Here is a 16,883-nt window from a genome sequence, read left to right as displayed (position 1 = left end):
CCCGCCACCACACATGAAGCAGAAACGCCTCCAAGCCGCGGACGACCCCGCTATTGCCGCGGTACGCCGCGAGTTGGCGCACCTGCTGCTCGACCAGACACCCCACGCGGTGAAAACCGGCGGCTTCCGCGACGCCAAGGACATGGTGGCCTCCACCGCGGTGCACCCGGACTACTGGCGCACCCTCACCCAACCCAAGTCGGTCGGGCACCGTCAGATGCGCGGGGGTCGGGCCTGGGACTACGACAAGGTCGCCCTGCTCGCCGAAGCCGCCGGGGTACACCCGCCCGTGGTGTGGCTCGGCTACCACCTGTGCGAAGGCCCCATCCACGGCCGCACCCGCCAGTACTGGAACAAGACTGGGCCGTGGGCGAAGACGATGCGCGAGGCCGTCGACCGTGCCTGCGCCGACCTGCAGGCGCTCGGCGGTGCGTATGCCGACCAGGTCCCCGCGCTGCAGGCCCTGCGCGACGGCCGTGCCGCCAGCACGATCACCGATCACAGCTGGCACACCCCCGCACGGGCGCTGATCGCGCTGGAACGCCAGCGCCTGTCCCTCGGGGATTTCGGGGTGACCTCGTGAGCGCGTCTCCGCGGGCACCTGCCCTGAGCGGGTAGCAGGCCACCGAACCACCTCCACGAACGGCAGCACCTCGGGTGCGGCGTCCCTGACCAGCGATCCCCCTGAGCGGGATCGCGGCGTGAGGACGGTCGATCCCGTCTCCGCATGTGCAGCCGACAGGCCTGCGCCCCCGGAGACGGGAGCGCAGGCCTGTCCTTTCCCCGAAAGGTCACCATGACCGCATCCACCCCGGACCCAAACCCCAACGCCGCCACCAAAGGCGGCTCGGGATACCTCTACCGCAAAGTCGCCCTCTACCTGCGCGATCACCCCGACGCGCTGCTCAAAGTCGGTGAGATCACCCGCGCCATCGGCGCCCCGTCGACCGGCGCCGTGTTCGAAGTGGGCAAGAAGATGGCCGCCGCCGGGCACGCCACCCACCACACCGGCCCGCACCGATTCCAGATCACCCAGGCAGGCATCGACGCTGCCGGCGCCCTCCCGCCCCTGCCTGCCGCAAGCCGCGGCGGCGGCTCGCGCAGCCGGCCGGGTCGCCCGGAACCGGTGGTGCGGCCCAGCGGCCAGAAGTACTTCCCGCGGCAACTCGCCGGCGGGTGGGACATCGAGGTCCTGCGCAAGCTCCGCGAGCAGCAGGTGCCGGTGCTGCTCTACGGGCCGCCCGGCACCGGCAAGACCGCCATGCTCGAAGCCGCGTTTCCGGACCTTGTCACCATCGCCGGCACCGGCGACACCATCGTCGACGACTTCCTCGGCTCCTACGCGCCGCTGCCCGGCGGCGGCTACGACTTCAACTACGGGCCCCTCGTGACCGCGATGCGCGAAGGCCGCGCGTTGTTGGTCGACGACGCCACCCTCATCCCACCGCGAGTTCTCGCAGTGCTTTACCCGGTGATGGACGGCCGCGGCACGATCACCGTCACCACCCCGAACGGCACCGAAGGCGTGGATGCCGCCGACGGCTTCTACGTGTGCGGCGGGCACAACCCCGGCGTGCACGGCGCGGTCCTGACCGAGGCCCTCGCCAGCCGTTTCACCGTGCAGGTCGAAGTCACCACCGACTGGTCGCTGGCTCGGCAGCTCGGCGTGCCCGCCAAGGTCGTCAACGCGGCGATCGACCTCAACACCGACCTGGCCGCAGGCCGGGTCGGCTGGGCGCCGAACCTGCGCGAGCTGCTCGGCTTCGTCAAGGTCCGCGACACCCTCGGCCAAGCCGCCGCCCTGGCCAACCTCGCCGGTATCGCCCCTGAGGACTGCCGCACTGAGGTCACCGCCGCGCTGACGCGCCACACCGGTCAGCAGATCACCGCGCTCACCCTCGGCAAACGCTGACCCCTCACCCCTGGAAGAAAGGATCACCCCTGCGATGTCTCAACCCAACCGCACCCACCGCAAACCCGGCACCCCCATCACTTCCGCGACTGCGGACCCGGACTGGCAGCCCTGGTCCGACGCCTGGACCCGGCACGTGCCCGTGCTGACCGGCCGCACCGACCTGCACGTACACGTCGCCCCGGGCGCGGGCGGCGGCGCCCCTGAATGCTTCTACCCGGACCTGCGCCGCATCGAGGTCGACGCCACCTACATCGCCGGCACCCCGTCGATCGCCGACCCGCGCAAAGCCGGCCACAAGAAGCTCGTCCCCGTCGGCTACGGGCTGCTCGTGCACGGCGCCGCTCACGCCGCGCACAGCCGGTGGCAGGCCCCGCCGGGCACGGCACCGATCCTCGCCGAGGTCGCCGACCTGCTCGAGGAATCCCGCGCCGAAGGGCGCCAACGCGCCCGCCGCCGTGGCGACCGGCGGTGGCTGCGCCACGTGAGCAACGCCCTGGTGCACCCCGGGACCGCACCCGTCGACGACCTCTGGCACGCCGGCGTGCTGGCCGCGCTGCTGCTGGCCCGCGTCGACGCGCGCATCCTTACCAGCAAAGACGTCCGTACCGTCCGGACCGCGGTCGCCGCGGTGCTGGGCCGGCCCCGGCTGCGGCAGCTGCGCGAGATCTGGCAGCAGGCCCACACCGTCGACGACACCGACGCCACCACCATGATCAAATTGGCGCGGCGGTGGTGCCGGGTCCTGGGCATCGACCCCCGACGGCATCGCCAGGTGCCGGCCGCCGACCCGGGTGACTTCCCGGGCCGTCTGGACCAGGCGTTGACCGAGTTCCTCGCCGCCACCGTCGGGCTGACCCCGACCGACTACCGGGCGCAGATCCTCACCCGCAGGCACAGCCCCCCGGAGCATTGGCCGCGCGCTGCCCCGACCCCGCAGCAGCAGGCCGCCGCGAGGCATCTCGCGGCACGGATCCAACGGGCGCGGACCCGCAATCCCGAACCGGGTGTCCGCGGCTCGCTGCTGCCACCCGGCAGGCTGCGGGCCCGCACCGCGCTCACCGCCGACGCCCAGATCGCCGCAGGGCAGCGGCCCACCGCCGAACCGTGGCACCAGCGCACCCAGCTCCCACCGCCGAAGCCGACCCTGCACCTGGCGATCCTGGTGGACCTGTCCGGCTCAATGCACTCGTATGCGACCGAACTGTCGTCCGCGGCGTGGATCTTCGCGCACGCCGCCCAACGTGGACAGGCTGTCACCACCACCATCGGCTTCGGCGACGCCACCACCCTGCTGGTCGCCCCCGGCACCAAACCCGCCCAGGTTCTGCACATGCAGGCCGGCGGCGGCACCCTCACCTTCTGCGACGCGGTGAAACTCGCCGACCAGCAACTCGACCTGCGCCACGGCCGCACCCTGCGCCTGTGCGCCGTCGTCTCCGACGGCCTGCTGGCCGACGAGCGGGCCGCGCAGAAACTCATCACGACGCTGCACCGCTCCGGCTGCGCCGTGCTGTGGCTGCATCCGGCCGGACTCGCCGCGCACACCTTCGCCGACACCACCACGATCACCGTCACCGACCCCGTCGACGCGGTCACCCAGATCGCCGACGCCGCCGTCACCGCCCTCGAAAACAGCTGACACCACCGCAGGCCTTGGGCGACGCGCGCTTCGGCGCGACGTCCGATTCAGGCTCGCTACGAGGGCGACTTTCAGCGGCCGATCCCCTTCCCTCACCGGGCCGGAATTCTTCCCAGCCCGGTCGGCAGATCACCAGGCCGGGACGTCCCGACCCCTTCCGTGGCACCGCTGCTCCACGCGGGAAGCAGCAGCCCACCACGCCACCGCATCAGTGCGGCGCGGGCCGCCGGCGTCGACCTTCCGGCGCCTCCTGACCGCCCGGCGCGACTGCTGTCGTCGCCCGGCGGTCACATCCCCATCCCGTTCAGCCGAGAGGAACAGAAATACATGGCAACCCGAGTCCAGTACGTCGTCGTCGACGACCTCGCCGACCACAACTTCGCCACACTCGCCGCCGCGCTGCGCCCGTACCTCGCCGCGGCCCGCCGCCTACCGAAGAGCACAACCCGCAAGGCCGACAACCGCACCGCCGACCCGAAGCCCAGCACGATCCGCCGCTGGTGGGCCACCAATCCCGATGCCCTCGCACTGCACGCATTCCAAGAACGTGGCCAGATCCCGCACCAGGTGAAAGCCGCCTTCCACGCAGCCCACCAGTCCTAATCCGAACAGGACCGATCGCCGCGCTTCGCGTCCCTTCAACCATCCACGGCCTCGCCCCGGCAATGCCCGGGGAGGGGCCACTTTCATCGCCACAACTCGACCCGGCACCAACAACCCCGATGCAAGGAGAACCCCACTCGTGTCCATCACACCCGTCCGGCTGCCACACAGCGGGCTCACCGTCCCGCATACCGGCTACACCGTGACCTCCTACCGGCACCACGAGACCCACGACGGTGTCGCCTTCACCGCCACCGTGCGCCTTAACAACAAGGTCATCGGCACCATCGAGAACGACGGCAACGGCGGACCGGACCAGTTCTACCCGAGCACCGCTGACGGCCACCGAACGACGACGCCCGCGCTGGAAGCGTTCGCCGCCGCATGCACCGACGCTCAGGGAGAGACACCGGACCTCGAACTGGTACTCGGCGACCTGGTCACCGAGTACGAGACCAGCCGCCACATCGCCCGCGCCGCCAAACGCGGACACGTCACGCTGCGCATGATGCAGGACCACGAGCTCGACGACGGCCCGATGGGATGGCCCAGCGGGGCCGCCTTCTTCGCAGTGCCGCCCGCGACGGCCGCCAATCCGGACCGGCTCCGCACTCGGCTGCAGCGGGAACCGGACCTCGCCCCCGACGCCCTCGCGTGGTGGCAGATCTGGGACGCCAACGCGAGTCGCTGGAACGACGTGACACCCCGCCCCGAACACCTGCCCGCCGATCCCGCCTGACCTGCCCCGCCTGCCTGGGCGCACCCAGGCAGGCGGGCTCTCTCCGCGCTTCCCTCGCCGCCAACGGGCTATGTCGCGACCCACCACGCTCTTGCCGGCCGACGACGAACCGGGGTCCCGCCAGCACGCCAGGCGCGTGCGGGGGGCTCGACGGGGGTTCACAGGATCCGGCATTCGCGCACCGCGACGCCGTGCCTGTGTGTCGGCCGCATGCCTCCTTCGGGAACCCGCTGCGTCCCGGGGTGCCCTGGGTCGCAGCCCCCGACACCCTCTCGGAGGTCTCGGACGAACGTTCTTCCCCAACGACACCGTCACCGGATACGCCCGCATCGCCGGCGAGCCGTCGGCACCTTCTCATGCGCGCGCTGCACCGTTCGCCGCCGTCGACTTGCTCATTGGGCAGGCCGAAGCGTTCATGGTCATCGCCGCACCGCGGCACCGAGCGGCGCACAATGCCGACCGCATGACCACTGAGGAGTACGAATGGACCCCGACGCGTCCTCGACGGGCGAGAACCCGCCCGTCATGGCCTGCAATCTGATCGACCCGTCGACGGTGCCGGCGGAGGACGAGACCGTCGTCCCGCAGGCCTTGGGGCATCTGCGCACCGCCGCCCGCTACGCCTGCGGGGCCGTCGCCCGCAACAACTGCTACCCGCCGGAACTGCCGGTAGCCGTGCTGGCCGACACTACGGCAGCGATGTACGAGGTGGCGCGCATGTCCGCCCGCTACGTGGGCGACTACTGGGCGGAGGCAGGTGCGCGGACGAACCGGGCGGCGGACCTGCTGGCGCAAGTGCGGGAACTGCTCGACGCCGCGCGCCACCACACCATTCTGGTACCGGCGGACAACGATCCCGGCGGACCGGCACCCACTGCGGCACCGGCGGCGTGACCCGTGTCGAGCTACGTCACGTTGCTCGCGGACGGAGCTGGGGGCGGCTGGGCGTTCGAGAGCCCGGACGGCGCCCCCGCCCGGGTGCAACCGCAGGACAGCGCGCATGTGACCGTGCCGCTGTGCGACCCTGCGTGCGGTGATGCGCTGAGCGTGGCACGGGCCACGGTCAGCCTTGAGCCGGCCGTGGCCGCCGCGTTCACCGCCGGGACGCAGCCGCCGCAGGCAGAGCTGCATCTGCGTGCGGTGCTGCTGCTTGCGGTCCCCGCATATCGGCTGGCGGTGGCGGTCGGTGCCTTCGCTGACACGTACGCCGCGCATCTATGGTGGGCGACGGCTCGTGAGCGGCTTCACCAACCGGATATGTCGATCGGGGTGTTCCCGCTGATCGACGACGCTTGCCGCGAAACCGGTTAACCCCAGCGGCAGGGAAACCGCCTCCCGGCTGTCGGGTCATTTCCCGGCGCGCCCGGGGGCGGAATCCTTTTCGCTTTCTCGGCCGTGGGGCTATGGGATGCGTAGCAGAACCTGGAAGGCCTGATGACCAGGCCTGCCGCCGCGCTATGTGAGTCGTCCACCACCGCACTGACCGGGTGCCCAATAGCACCCCCGTCGCCCGTGGATGACTGCCGGAGCCGACGACAAGCCTCGACGACGTCCGTAGCGCGCCGAAATACTTCTGTGCTGCGTAGCCCCGGCGGGCGGCGGACGAGCCTCGGTGCGGTCACCGCTTCGAGAGGGTTTCCTTCGATACGGGGGTCCCCTCAGGCAGGTAGCGGCGTACGGTGCGCTCGGACTTGCCGATGAGCCGCCCGATCTCGCTGGGATGCAGGTGGGGATCCCTGCCGGACCAGTACGCGACCGCGTCCTTGGTGGCTTCCGGAACGGTGTCGCTGTCGTCTGCGAGCGCCGGGCCCGTGTCGGGCGGTTGGTGCTGGACCGGCGACACGGTCGTCGTGGGGGCTGTCGTGGTCGTGGCGGCTGTATCGGCCTGGGGGCGCGCGGCATCGGCGTCGGGCTCTGGTGTGGCCGGCATGCGGGGCTGCGGTGTCAGCGCGGCGGTTCCCGAGGCGTCTACTGGCGGTGGGTCTGCGGGAGTGGTCAAGGAGGGGCTGCGGGAGGCGGCCGAACTCAGCGTCACCAGCGGTGAATCGGCGCGCTTTTCTCGTTGTGGCCGGGGTTCGGCGTGCGGCGTCCGCGATGGCGCGGTGATATCCGCGATGGAATCAGCGGCAGGCGCCGGATCCGTCGAGGTGTGTTCGTGGGCGCGGATACGCCCGGCGATCTCGATGAGGCAGATGCTGGCGACGACGATCAGCCCGTCGACCGACAGTGGTAGCAGGTGAGCGGCGGTCGAGGTCTCGCCGTAGCGGCGCACGACATCGGCCATGTGGAAATAGGACACCCACGCGGCGATGCCCGCGATGCCGGCGGTGACGGCGATGCGGATGATCGCGAGCAGTTGGCGGTGTACGGGCACGCGGGCGATGAGCTCGACGGTCACCAGCAGGGCGAGCGGTGGCCACGCGGCGATGCCCTGGCTGACCGGGTGCGGGTCGGCGTGCAGGACGTTCGCGGCGATGCTGGCGGCGACGCCGAGCAACAAGGTGCCGCGCACGGCCCAGCGGACGCGGTGCAGGCCCTTCAGGATTTCGGCCGGTGCTTGCGAAGTGGTGGTCATCGGGTGCTTCCGGGACGTTTGCGGGCGTGGCGGGTGGCGGCGGCGATCGAGTCGGCGGCGATGGTGAGGGTTTCGCTGGTGGGTTCGCAGTCCAGTTCGTCGATGCGGTGGGTCACCTGCTTCTTGAGGGCACGCACGGCGTCGACGTCGCCGCGCATGGCGGCGACGCGCATCGCGGCCTGGTACAGCTCCTCGGTGTGCGGGTGATGCTCGATCGCCGCGGCCAGGATCGTGCGGGCCTGTTCCGGTTGGTCGGTGAATTCCTGTGCGAGGCGCAGCGCCGCACCGGCGGCTTCTTGGGCGACGGCGTAGCGGTAGGGCTCGACCCAGTCGTAGGCGCAGCCGTCGGCGAGGGGCCCGGTGTAGGCGTCGACGGCGGCGCGCAGCGCGGTGATGCGCTGCTCGCTGGTGGTGGCGGCGTCGGCTTCGGCCAGGGCGGCGCGCATGCGCCACACGTCGCAGTCGAGGGTGTGCGGGTTGAGCACGTAGCGCTGGGCGGGGTTGTCGAGGTACTCGGCGTCGCCGGCGGCGAGTTTCATTAGCCGGCGCAGGCTGTACACCATGGTGTGCAGCCGGGTGGGGGCCTTGGCCATGGGTGCGTCGGGCAGCAGGTCGTCCAGGATGTCGTCGCGGCTGGCGGAGCCGCCGCGGACGGCGAGGTAGACCAGCAGTTCGATGGCCTGCTTGCGGATCTTCTCTCCGGCGGGCACGTCCAGGATGCGCGGTGTGCCGAGCAGGACTGCTCGGACGGTAGGTGGGGCGTCGGGCGTGGCATCTTCTGCGCTCGGGTGGTCGCCGGGTTCGGGATTCGGTTCGGGGCTCTGCTGCGCGGCATCAGTGGCAGCGTCTGAGTCTGCGAGGGTGTCCGGGGTATCGCCTGCCGGGGTGCCGTCGCTGTCTGCGACGGTGTCGCTGTCTGCGAGATTGCCGTCGTCGAGTACGGCGGTGTCGTCGCGGTCGTCGGCAGGGTGCTCGTCGCGGATGGTGTCGTCCGGGCTGCCGGCGCCGGCATGGGTGTCGGTGTCCGCGGGGACCAGGGCTGCGGCGATGGCGTCGGCCAGAGGCGTGGCGGCGTCGCTGGGCACGGGCATCTCAAGCATGTCGTCGTGTAGTTCGGCGGGAGGCGCGAGCGCGAGATCCGTGGTGGATGCGTCGTGCCCGCCCTGCCCTTGCAGGAGGCTGTCGTCGTGGATCGGCGCGTTGACGTCCTGACCGGCGACGCCGCCGGGGTCGGCCTCGGGCCAGAGGGTGAGAGTCCCGCCCGACCATGAGGGTGCCGCCACGCTGTCTCCGGCGGTGTGCCCTGGGTGGGTGTCGGCGCGTGCCGTGGCGTAGACGGCGAGGTCCGCGGCCGGTGGCGGGGTGTCACCGGTGTGGGCTTCGCCGAGCAGGCGCAGCAGGTCGGCGGCTTCGTCGGCGTCGATGACGGTGAGCCGGCTGATGTCGGCGGGGTGAGCGCCGTGGCGGCTGTGCTGTTCCGCGCGGTGGGTGGCGCCATCAGGTGCGACGTGGACGGTGTCTCCGGCGGTCCATTCGCCGAGCAGGATGCCGTGGATGTCGAGGCGCTGGGCCTGGGTCAGGATGGCCGCGATGCGGGCGCGGTCGGCGTGGGTGGTGGTGTCGGCGATGAGCACCATGGGTGGCATGGCTTCGACGTAGGGGTCGCTGGCGCGGACTGCGGGTACGTCTTCGGCGTCGTACTCGTAGACGACGCGGGTCCGGCGCAGCATCTCCTCTTCGAGCAGGTCGAGGGCGTCGGACAGCGCGATCGTGGTGATGAGTCGCGGGGTGCGGGGGATGGAGACGGCGGCGGCGCCGAGCAGGGTGGCCAGGGTGCCGGAGGCGATGACGACGGTGGCGCGGGCGTTGTAGTCCTCGGGGCCGGCGGCGAGCGCGGAGATCAGGAAGCCGCGGGCGGCGGCGTGCGCGGCGGGGCCGGTGAGGCCGAGCCCGGGGGCGGGCCACATGGTGTCGAAGCGTCCGCCGAGGGCGGGGGTGGCCGGCGTCGGGAGGTACGTCTGCTCGTACGGCGCATCGTCGGGGTCGTCGCCGTATGCGTCCCAGCCGTCGTCTTCGTCGCCGTCGCGGTTGTCGTGCCAGTCGTGGGACTGCTCGCTTTCGGGCTGCGGCGCCGCAGAGTCGAGGTCCTGGTCATCTCCGGGGTGGCCGGCGGGGATGTCGAGGGTGCGGTGCGGTGCCCAGGTGACCGGGCTGTCGGCGCCGAGGACGGGCTGTCGAGCAGCCTCAGCGGCGGCGTGCCGCGCGTCGGCGGCGGTGTCTGCTGCTGCTGCGGCGTGCAGGGCGTCGAAGAAGCCCTTGTAGGCGTGCAGTTCGTTGCGTTCGCCGTGGCTGATCGGTGCGGTGTGGCGCAGTCCGCGCCGCACGTGGGACACGATCTGGGGCATGGGCTGGGCGCCGGGATCGTCGGCGGGTGCCGTGCGGGTCAGCCGGCGGCGGCGTTGGGCCCAGATGAGGGCGACTGCGGCGATGAGTGCGGCGGCGAGCCCGGCGTCGATCCAGCCGCCGCGGGGCAGTGACACTCCGGCGACGGTGTGGTGCCCGGTGTGGTCGGCATGCTGGTCTGCGGGCGGGTCGGTCTCGGCGGGCGCGTCGCGCGGTGCGGCGTCGTCGGTGCCGGGCGCCGTCTCGGTGGCGTCGGGGGTGACGCCGTCGTCCGTGGGGTCGGCAGCGGCATCGGATGGCGCGTCTTCGGCGCTACCAGGGGCGCCATCGGTGCCGTCGGTCGCGTCCGCGGCGTCGGGAAGGATCAGGTACCAGCCGGCGCGGATGTCGCTGGGGTCGGTGAGGACCTGCCCGGTGGGCTGGAGCAGGTCGCGGGTGGCGACGTAGATCTGGCGCCAGCGGTGGCCGTCGCCGAGGCGGTCCTCGGCGACGCTCCACAGGCTGTCGCCGCGCTTGACCTTGTGGATGCCGTGGCCCTCATCGCGGGCGGTGCTGACCCAGGACGGTTCGACGCCGACGGCGTGCAGGGCGACCGGCACCGCCGTGAGCGTGCCGTGCCCGGCCCCGGGGATCGGCGTGGTCTGCGCGGAGGCGGGCAGCTCGTATACGGCGGCAGCGAGGTGGTGCGGCTGCTGCTGGTGGGCGGTGGCGATGGCCGCCAGCGGGGCGGGTGCCACACCGCCGGTGGTGGTGCCGGTGTGGGCGGTCATGGCCCGGGCGAGGTCGAACAGCACCGCGCCGACCAGGGCGGTGACGACGAACGCCGCGACCGCGCGCAGGCCGGTGCGGGCGATCTGGCGGGGTTCGCGGTAGTGGATGACGTCGTGCACGGTGCGGGCCAGCTCGATGCAGAGCAGGATCGCGAACCGGGCCCAGAACAGCCAGATCGCCAGGGTGAGGGCGGCGGTGAAGAAGTCGGTGTCGTAGCCGTGCAGCAGCAGCTCGCCCAGCTCGGCGGGGCTGGGCCACTGGGCGGGCAGCGGGTTGTCGAGGTAGCGCAGCAGGAACCACGGCGTGCCGCACAGCAGGGCGCCGAGCAGGGCGGCGCCGGCGGCGGCGTGTAGCAGCCGGCCGAGCAGACGACTCACGGTCGTGATCGCACGCAACGCAATCAGTCCTTACCGGTCGGGGGTGGTGACGCCGTGTTGGGCGGTGGCGGTGGCGCTGGCGGACACCGACAGCGAGCTGACGCCGATCAGTGACAGCAGTTGGGTGCGTCGGCTGGTGCGCGCGGTCACCGACACCTCGGTGGCGGTGGCGGTGACCTGTCCGGTCATGCCGGCGCTGGCGAGCCACCTGCGTGCGGCGCCTTCGGCGTCGGCGCGGTTCAGGCGCACCGTGCCGTCGGCGCGGTACGCGGCGATGTCGAGGTGCTGCGCGCCGGCGCGGGCGGCGGACTGGGCGACGTCGAGGGCTTGGGTCTTGGACGACAGCGCCAGGCCGGCGTCGAGGACGAGGCCGGTGACCAGCATCAGCGCGGCGGTGATCAGCACGGTGAACAGGCTGATCTGTCCTTCGTCGCCGGTGGAGGGTTTGCCGGTGGAGGGTTCGGTGCGCTTGTGTGCGCGGCGGGTGGGCATGTCAGGAGGCTCCGCGGTAGACGTCCAGGGGGGAGGTGGTGCGGGCGGTGACGCGTTTGCTGCCGCCCACCCCGACACCTGCCAGGTCGCGCAGCGGCACCTGGCAGGTCACGACGACGGTGACGGTGCCGCCGGGGCGAAACGCGCTGGTGTCCACGGTGACGGCGGGCTGCGGGCAGGAGGTTCTGCCCGCGAGGGTGGTCTGCGCCGCGGCCAGAGCGTCCTGTCGGGCGAGGGCGGGAGTCCGCGCGAGGGTGGCGGCGCGGGCTGCGGCGTGCACGGCGGCGTCCACATCTAGCTGGATGCTGACCAGTCGCCCGCACATCATCAGGAACAAGGCGATGAGGAGCAGCGCCGGGACGCTGAGGACCAGCTCGACCGTGGACGCCCCGGCGTCGTCGCCCGGAGCCAAGGTGCTGCGGCGGCGCCAGGCGCGGCGTGGGGCTGCGGTGAGTCTCATCGGGTGCCCGTCACCCATCGGTCCACCGGCCCGGTCCGCACGACGCTGACCGGCAGCGGGATGAGCCCGGCCGCGGTGGCGGTGATCTGGACCCGCACCTCGGTGCCGGTGCGGGTGACCTGTACCCGGCGGTCGGTCAGCAGCCGACCGCCGAGCGCATCGAGGCTGGCCTGGCCTTGCCGCTCGCCGTCGGCGGTGGTGGCCTGATCGGCGCGGGCGGCTTCCAGCGCCCGGCTCGCGGCGCTTTGGGCGATGTGGCGGGCGTGCCAGTACTGCCCACCCGCGACGATGAGCCCGAGGATCAGAAGCAGGCCGGTCAAAGACAGGACCTGCTCGACCGCGGCGGACCCGACATCGTCATGCCGCCGGAGACGCCGGAGACGCCGGTGACGCCCGGAGCGCAGTGTCACGTCAGCGGCAGGGCCCCCTTCATCGCCGGGTGCGGGGCGGGCAGTGGCGACGTGCATGTCAGCCGAGCTCGATGGAGTTGGCCTTGGCCATCACCTTCGCGGTGATGATGCCGAGCACTGCTACCGCCAGGGCGGCACCGAGCGCTATCCAGATGATGTTCTCCACGTTGCCCTCGTCGCCGGAGGCACGGAATCGTTCGATGCGGTCGCGGACCATGGCGGACAGCATCTGGTGCAGCACGGTGAACTCGGGCATGACGAATCTCCTTCAGAGGGGGTGGTGTGCAGTGCCCGGCAGAGATGCCGGAAAGGTGTGGATCGCCACCGATAGGGCGCGCGGCAGGGCGCACCCGGACCAGATGACGGACGAGGGTGGGGGTTAGCTGAAGACGCCCCTGATTTCGATGGCGAGCCAAATGGCCGTGATGGGCCACAACGGCAGCAGCGGATACTTGATCAAAATCGGGTATTTGGTCAGCAGGCGTTCCATGAGGGGCGTGCTCCTTGCATCGGTCCTGGGGTGGTCAGAGGGTGGCCATGACGCCGTACGCGGCGGGGAATCCGATGAACATGAGGAATCCGGTCGACATGGCCACGATCGGGATGCCCATACGTTCGGTGGCCGACGAGGCGGCGGCTTCGGCCTCGGCCAGTTGCTTGCCCCGCAAGGCCATGGCGCGGCTCTGCAGGGAAGCGCGGACGCGGGCGCCTTCGGTGCCGGCCAGGCCGATGGCGTTGGCCAGTTCCTCCAGCTCGTCGATGCCGGCACGGCGACCGAGGCGCCCCAGGGCGGTCCACGGCGGTGTGCCGGTCAGGTACGCCTCGGCCAGGGCGTGGCGCAGGTCGGCGAACGCGGCGCCCGTCCCGACAGCGGCGGCGTCGTTCATCGCCTCTTCCACCCCGGAGCCACCGGCCAGCGCCACGACGACCAGGTCGAAGAACGCGGACAGGGCTTGGCGGAACTCGGCGCGGTGTTTGGCCGCGGCGGTGCGCACCGACAGCATCGGCGCGGCGAACATGACCCCGGCCATCGCGAGGGCGGCCAGGACCGGCACGGTGAGGTTGACGCCGATCCCGACGGCGGCGAACACCAGGGTCACGGCGAAGGGCAGCAGCAGGCCGATCAGCCCGGCCGCCGCCGACTCGGCCAGCAGCGCTTCGGCCGAGCGGCCCAGCACGGCCAGGTCGGTACGCACCGACTTCGGGGGCAGCCCGGCGCTGCTCAACCACCGCACGGCGGGCCGGCCTAGTCGGGTCACCCAGCCGGGCGCAGTGTCGAGCGCCTCGGCGGCGGGGTAGTCGACGGCGAACTCGTCGACCGGGCGCGGTCGCAGCGCCGCCAGCTCGTCCTGCAGGCGGGGCCGGGGCGGGAACAGAGCCAGCAGCAGTAGCCATATTCCGGCGCCGGCGAGGACACCGACGGCGATCACCGTCCACGACAGGATGATCACGGCTGCACCCCCGCCCGGCGCATGGTCAGGACGTCCAGTCCGGACAGCACTCTCGGGGCGGACTCGATGGCTGACATGCGGCGCAGCCACGCGAACGAGCCGGCGAACACACCGCCGACGACCAGCAGCATCAGCTGGCCGAGCATGCTGTCGTATGGGGTGAGGTAGTCGCGGTTGAGGTAGGCCAGGCCGGCCGCCATGGCCATGGTGACGGTGACGATGACCCGCACGGCGGTGCGGACCCGGGCGCGGCCGGCGGCGACGCGTAGCCGCAGCGACGCCTGCTCGCGGGCGGTGGCCGACAGCAGACCGAGCAGGTCGGTGAGTTGGCGGGCGCTGCGCTCGGCGGCCATCACCAGGGCGGCGACGACCAGGTCACCGGTCGGGTCTTCCAGATCGCGGGCGAACGCCGTCAGGGCGTCGGGCAGCCTGGTGCCGCGTTCGATGCGGGTGGCGAGGCGGGTGACCTCATCGCGGATCGCGGCCGGGGCGCGGCGGGCGGTGGCCAGCACTGCCTGCTCGAGGCCGGCGGCGCCGGACAGGGTGTCGCGCAGCGACTCGGTCCACGTCGCGATCGCCTCGATGCGCGCCAGTTCGCGGGTGTGCGCATGATCGGGGCCCACGAGCTGCGGCAGCCACCAGGCGAGGACGGCGGCGAGGATGCCGCCGACCGGCCAGCCGGTGAGCCCGCCGACGGCCAGGGCCGCGGCGATGGCCGCCGCGAGGCGCCGTCCGCCGCCGGGCTGGCGCCACACCGCGAGTCGCGTCGTCAGGCTCGACGGCGAGGAGGACGGCGGTGCGTCGGTGTCGGGGTCGGTGGTGCCGGGCCGGCCGAAGACGGCGGTGGCGATCAGGAGCAGGCCCGCGCCGGTGGTGATTCCCAGTGCGGCGCAGGCCAGCAGCAGTTGTTCAGAGGTCATGGGGTGGCCTCCCACCAGCCCTGCGGGCGCTGCAGCAGGTACCGGTCGAAACCGTGTGCCTCCAGCCGTGACGCGAGGGCGTGGCTCATGGGTGAGGCCGGCACGGCGCGGCCGTTCTCGTCGGGGGCGAAGATCTCGTTGGAGGCGACCTGCATGCCGTCGCAGCCGGTGACCTCGCGGACCGACGACACCACCCGCTTGCCGCTTACGTCGCGGCCCAGGTGCACCACCAGGTGCACGGCGGAGGCGACCAGCCGGGCGGTCACCTCGACGGGCAGCCGCTCTTGTGCCTGCAGGGCGTAGGTGGCCATCTTCTCGAACGCCTGGGAGGTGGAGCTGGCGTGAATGGTCGACAGCGAGCCGTCGTTGCCGTTGTTCATCGCGTTGAGCATGGTGATGATCTCCTGGCCGCGGACCTCACCGACGATCACCCGGTCCGGGCGCATGCGCAGCGCGCTGGGGAACAGGTCGGCCACCGTCATCCGACCCTGACCCTCGAGGTTGGCGTCGCGGGCCTGCATCGACACCGTGTTCGGGTGCCGTCCGATGCGGTGCAGGCCGAGCTCGCGGGTGTCTTCCAGGGTGATCAGTCGTTCGGTGGGCGGCAGCAGGGAGCACAGGGCGCGCAGCATCGTGGTCTTGCCGCCACCGGTCTCCGCGGTGATCACGATGTTGCGGGAGGAGCGGATCGCGCTGGTGAAGAACTCCCGCAAGCCGGTGTCGAGCATCCCGAAAGCGACCAGGTCGTCGAGGGTGACGTCCGGGAACCGGTTGATCCGGATCGTCAGCGTGACACCGTCGGACACCGACTGCGTGGCGTGCAGCCGGGAGCCGTCGGGCAGCTCGCACGACAACACCGGCGACGAGCGGTCGAAGCGACGTTCCTCCATGCCGCTGGTCGCGATGCGGCGCACGATGTCGATCGCCTCGGCGTCGGAACGCGCGATCGTCTGCACCTGCGTCCAGTCCGTGTCACCCTCCCACTTGCAGAAGGTGAGACCGTTGACGTAAGCGATGTCCTCCGGCTGGCCCTTGGGGTGGCCGTCGCCGTCACGCATCAACGGCTCAAGAGCCCCGAAGCCGGTGACCGCGTCGCGGACCGCCCGAGCCACCTCGCTCTCCTGCTGCGGCAGCAGCAGTTCCACACCGGCGTGCAGACACGCAGTGGCGTGCGCGTCCAGCGCCTCGCGGACCAGCCGCTGCACCAACACCTGCTGGTCCTGCGGCGACAGAGGAACACCGTCGACCTCCTCCAGGCGGCGGGTCTCAGCAGCCAGGCGCTGCCCGACCTGCTCGCGCAACCGGTCGATGAGTTCGGCCAGGCCGGCGCGGTCGTCGCCGTCTTCGGTCGTCGCCGTGATCACGGGCGCGCTCATACCGTCACCTCCACACTCTGTTCGTCGCTCAAGGACACATCGATGCCCTCGCTCAGGCTGGCCGCGATATCAGCGGCGGCGCAGAACAGTGGCAGCCGTCGCCACCGGCGTCCGGCGTCGAGCTGCCCGGACAGGATCGCTGCGGCCTGCGCGTCGGTGGGCACGCTCATCGGGAGCACCGCCACGTCGAAGGCGGTCGCGACTTCTTGCGGCGGGTACACCCCGTCGGCCAGCAGGATCACGAGCCGGGGCCCGGCGGCGCGTTGCAGGTCGGTGTTGATCGCGGCCAGGTGTGCCAGGGCGTCGGTGTGCGCGCGGACCACGGCCACGACGGCGTCGGCCTGGGCGAGAAGCGGCCACGCCGGGTCGTGCGGGGCGATGCGTCCCGCGTCGATGTGCAGCACGGTGTCGGCCGGACCGCGCAGGGCGCCGCTGCGTACCAGGGTGGGCAGTGCCACCCGGGCCTGCGCGGGGCCGGGCGGGGCCACCACGACCGGCAGTTGCCGACCCGCGACCTGTGCCTGCTGGGCGTGGCGGTGCAACACATCTGCCGGGGCGCCGTGGCGGGCGTCCGCCGCGACCTGCACCAGGCCGGGGTCGACCGGCAGCCGCAGCCGCGCCGCCAGGTCACCGCCGCTCGCGTCGGCCTCCACCAGCATCGGGGTCCGGGGGTCGGTCTCGGGCCACAGCGCCGCGATCGCAGCAGTTGTCGTGGTGGCCCAGGCGCCGCTGCCCACACGCATGTAGACGAT

The 16,883-nt window shown here is 71.9% G+C and carries 17 protein-coding genes; 7 read left to right on the top strand and 10 right to left on the bottom strand.

The genetic code is table 11. From position 1 onward, the window contains the following. The first annotated feature begins 13 nt into the window (after positions 1-13). The 7 genes from AB0368_RS06680 (at position 14) to AB0368_RS06650 (ending at position 6,207) form a co-directional block, all read left to right on the top strand. Entirely contained in the window at positions 14-583 is a 570-nt protein-coding gene (locus AB0368_RS06680) for a hypothetical protein (RefSeq protein WP_366152780.1), read from the top strand. Positions 584-796: 213 nt separating this feature from the next. Further along, positions 797-1,912 carry an AAA family ATPase gene (locus AB0368_RS06675; RefSeq protein WP_366152779.1) on the top strand — a complete coding sequence of 372 codons (1,116 nt, stop codon included), beginning with the start codon at positions 797-799 and terminating at the stop codon, positions 1,910-1,912. A 34-nt stretch (positions 1,913-1,946) separates the two neighbouring features. Continuing rightward, positions 1,947-3,554, top strand: coding sequence for a VWA domain-containing protein (locus AB0368_RS06670; protein ID WP_366152778.1), 1,608 nt, complete (start codon positions 1,947-1,949; stop codon positions 3,552-3,554). Between the two features lie 327 nt (positions 3,555-3,881). Then, entirely contained in the window at positions 3,882-4,157 is a 276-nt protein-coding gene (locus AB0368_RS06665) for a histone-like nucleoid-structuring protein Lsr2 (RefSeq protein WP_366152777.1), read from the top strand. A 139-nt stretch (positions 4,158-4,296) separates the two neighbouring features. Beyond that, positions 4,297-4,896 (top strand): hypothetical protein, encoded by a 600-nt coding sequence (locus AB0368_RS06660; RefSeq protein WP_366152776.1) that lies wholly within the window; start codon positions 4,297-4,299, stop codon positions 4,894-4,896. Between the two features lie 483 nt (positions 4,897-5,379). Beyond that, positions 5,380-5,790: a hypothetical protein gene (locus AB0368_RS06655; protein WP_366152775.1), complete on the top strand. Its 411-nt coding sequence runs from the start codon at positions 5,380-5,382 to the stop codon at positions 5,788-5,790. A 3-nt stretch (positions 5,791-5,793) separates the two neighbouring features. Next, on the top strand, positions 5,794-6,207 hold the full coding sequence (locus AB0368_RS06650) for a hypothetical protein (protein ID WP_366152774.1): 414 nt from the start codon (positions 5,794-5,796) through the stop codon (positions 6,205-6,207). A 307-nt stretch (positions 6,208-6,514) separates the two neighbouring features. On the opposite strand, the gene AB0368_RS06645 is transcribed toward AB0368_RS06650, so the two are convergent. From AB0368_RS06645 to AB0368_RS06600, 10 genes are all read right to left on the bottom strand, one after another. Further along, the gene (locus AB0368_RS06645; RefSeq protein ID WP_366152773.1) at positions 6,515-7,471 is read right to left on the bottom strand and encodes a DUF2637 domain-containing protein; all 957 of its coding nucleotides are present in this window, start codon (positions 7,469-7,471) and stop codon (positions 6,515-6,517) included. After that, positions 7,468-11,022 carry a hypothetical protein gene (locus tag AB0368_RS06640; protein ID WP_366152772.1) on the bottom strand — a complete coding sequence of 1,185 codons (3,555 nt, stop codon included), beginning with the start codon at positions 11,020-11,022 and terminating at the stop codon, positions 7,468-7,470. Before AB0368_RS06640 ends, AB0368_RS06645 begins: the two co-directional genes overlap by 4 nt. Positions 11,023-11,052: 30 nt before the next feature. Then, positions 11,053-11,514 carry a Tad domain-containing protein gene (locus AB0368_RS06635; protein WP_366152771.1) on the bottom strand — a complete coding sequence of 154 codons (462 nt, stop codon included), beginning with the start codon at positions 11,512-11,514 and terminating at the stop codon, positions 11,053-11,055. A 1-nt stretch (position 11,515) separates the two neighbouring features. Further along, the gene (locus AB0368_RS06630; RefSeq protein WP_366152770.1) at positions 11,516-11,974 is read right to left on the bottom strand and encodes a TadE/TadG family type IV pilus assembly protein; all 459 of its coding nucleotides are present in this window, start codon (positions 11,972-11,974) and stop codon (positions 11,516-11,518) included. Beyond that, positions 11,971-12,441, bottom strand: a complete 471-nt coding sequence (locus tag AB0368_RS06625; protein WP_366152769.1) for a TadE/TadG family type IV pilus assembly protein — start codon at positions 12,439-12,441, stop codon at positions 11,971-11,973. The genes AB0368_RS06630 and AB0368_RS06625 overlap by 4 nt, the downstream gene beginning before the upstream one ends. A gap of 1 nt (position 12,442) precedes the next feature. Then, positions 12,443-12,640, bottom strand: a complete 198-nt coding sequence (locus AB0368_RS06620; RefSeq protein ID WP_366152768.1) for a hypothetical protein — start codon at positions 12,638-12,640, stop codon at positions 12,443-12,445. Positions 12,641-12,908: 268 nt separating this feature from the next. Further along, positions 12,909-13,835: a type II secretion system F family protein gene (locus AB0368_RS06615; RefSeq protein WP_366152767.1), complete on the bottom strand. Its 927-nt coding sequence runs from the start codon at positions 13,833-13,835 to the stop codon at positions 12,909-12,911. Beyond that, a complete protein-coding gene (locus tag AB0368_RS06610) occupies positions 13,832-14,755 on the bottom strand; it encodes a type II secretion system F family protein (RefSeq protein ID WP_366152766.1) in 924 nt (307 codons plus the stop codon). The genes AB0368_RS06615 and AB0368_RS06610 overlap by 4 nt, the downstream gene beginning before the upstream one ends. Beyond that, positions 14,752-16,131: an ATPase, T2SS/T4P/T4SS family gene (locus AB0368_RS06605; protein ID WP_366152765.1), complete on the bottom strand. Its 1,380-nt coding sequence runs from the start codon at positions 16,129-16,131 to the stop codon at positions 14,752-14,754. Before AB0368_RS06605 ends, AB0368_RS06610 begins: the two co-directional genes overlap by 4 nt. After that, positions 16,128-16,874, bottom strand: a complete 747-nt coding sequence (locus AB0368_RS06600) for a hypothetical protein (protein WP_366152764.1) — start codon at positions 16,872-16,874, stop codon at positions 16,128-16,130. Before AB0368_RS06600 ends, AB0368_RS06605 begins: the two co-directional genes overlap by 4 nt. Positions 16,875-16,883: the final 9 nt, after the last annotated feature.

Origin of the sequence: Actinoplanes sp. NPDC051475 (assembly GCF_040689425.1) — a bacterium.
Lineage (GTDB): Bacteria > Actinomycetota > Actinomycetes > Mycobacteriales > Micromonosporaceae > Actinoplanes.
This window is presented reverse-complemented; position numbering and strand designations above follow the sequence as displayed.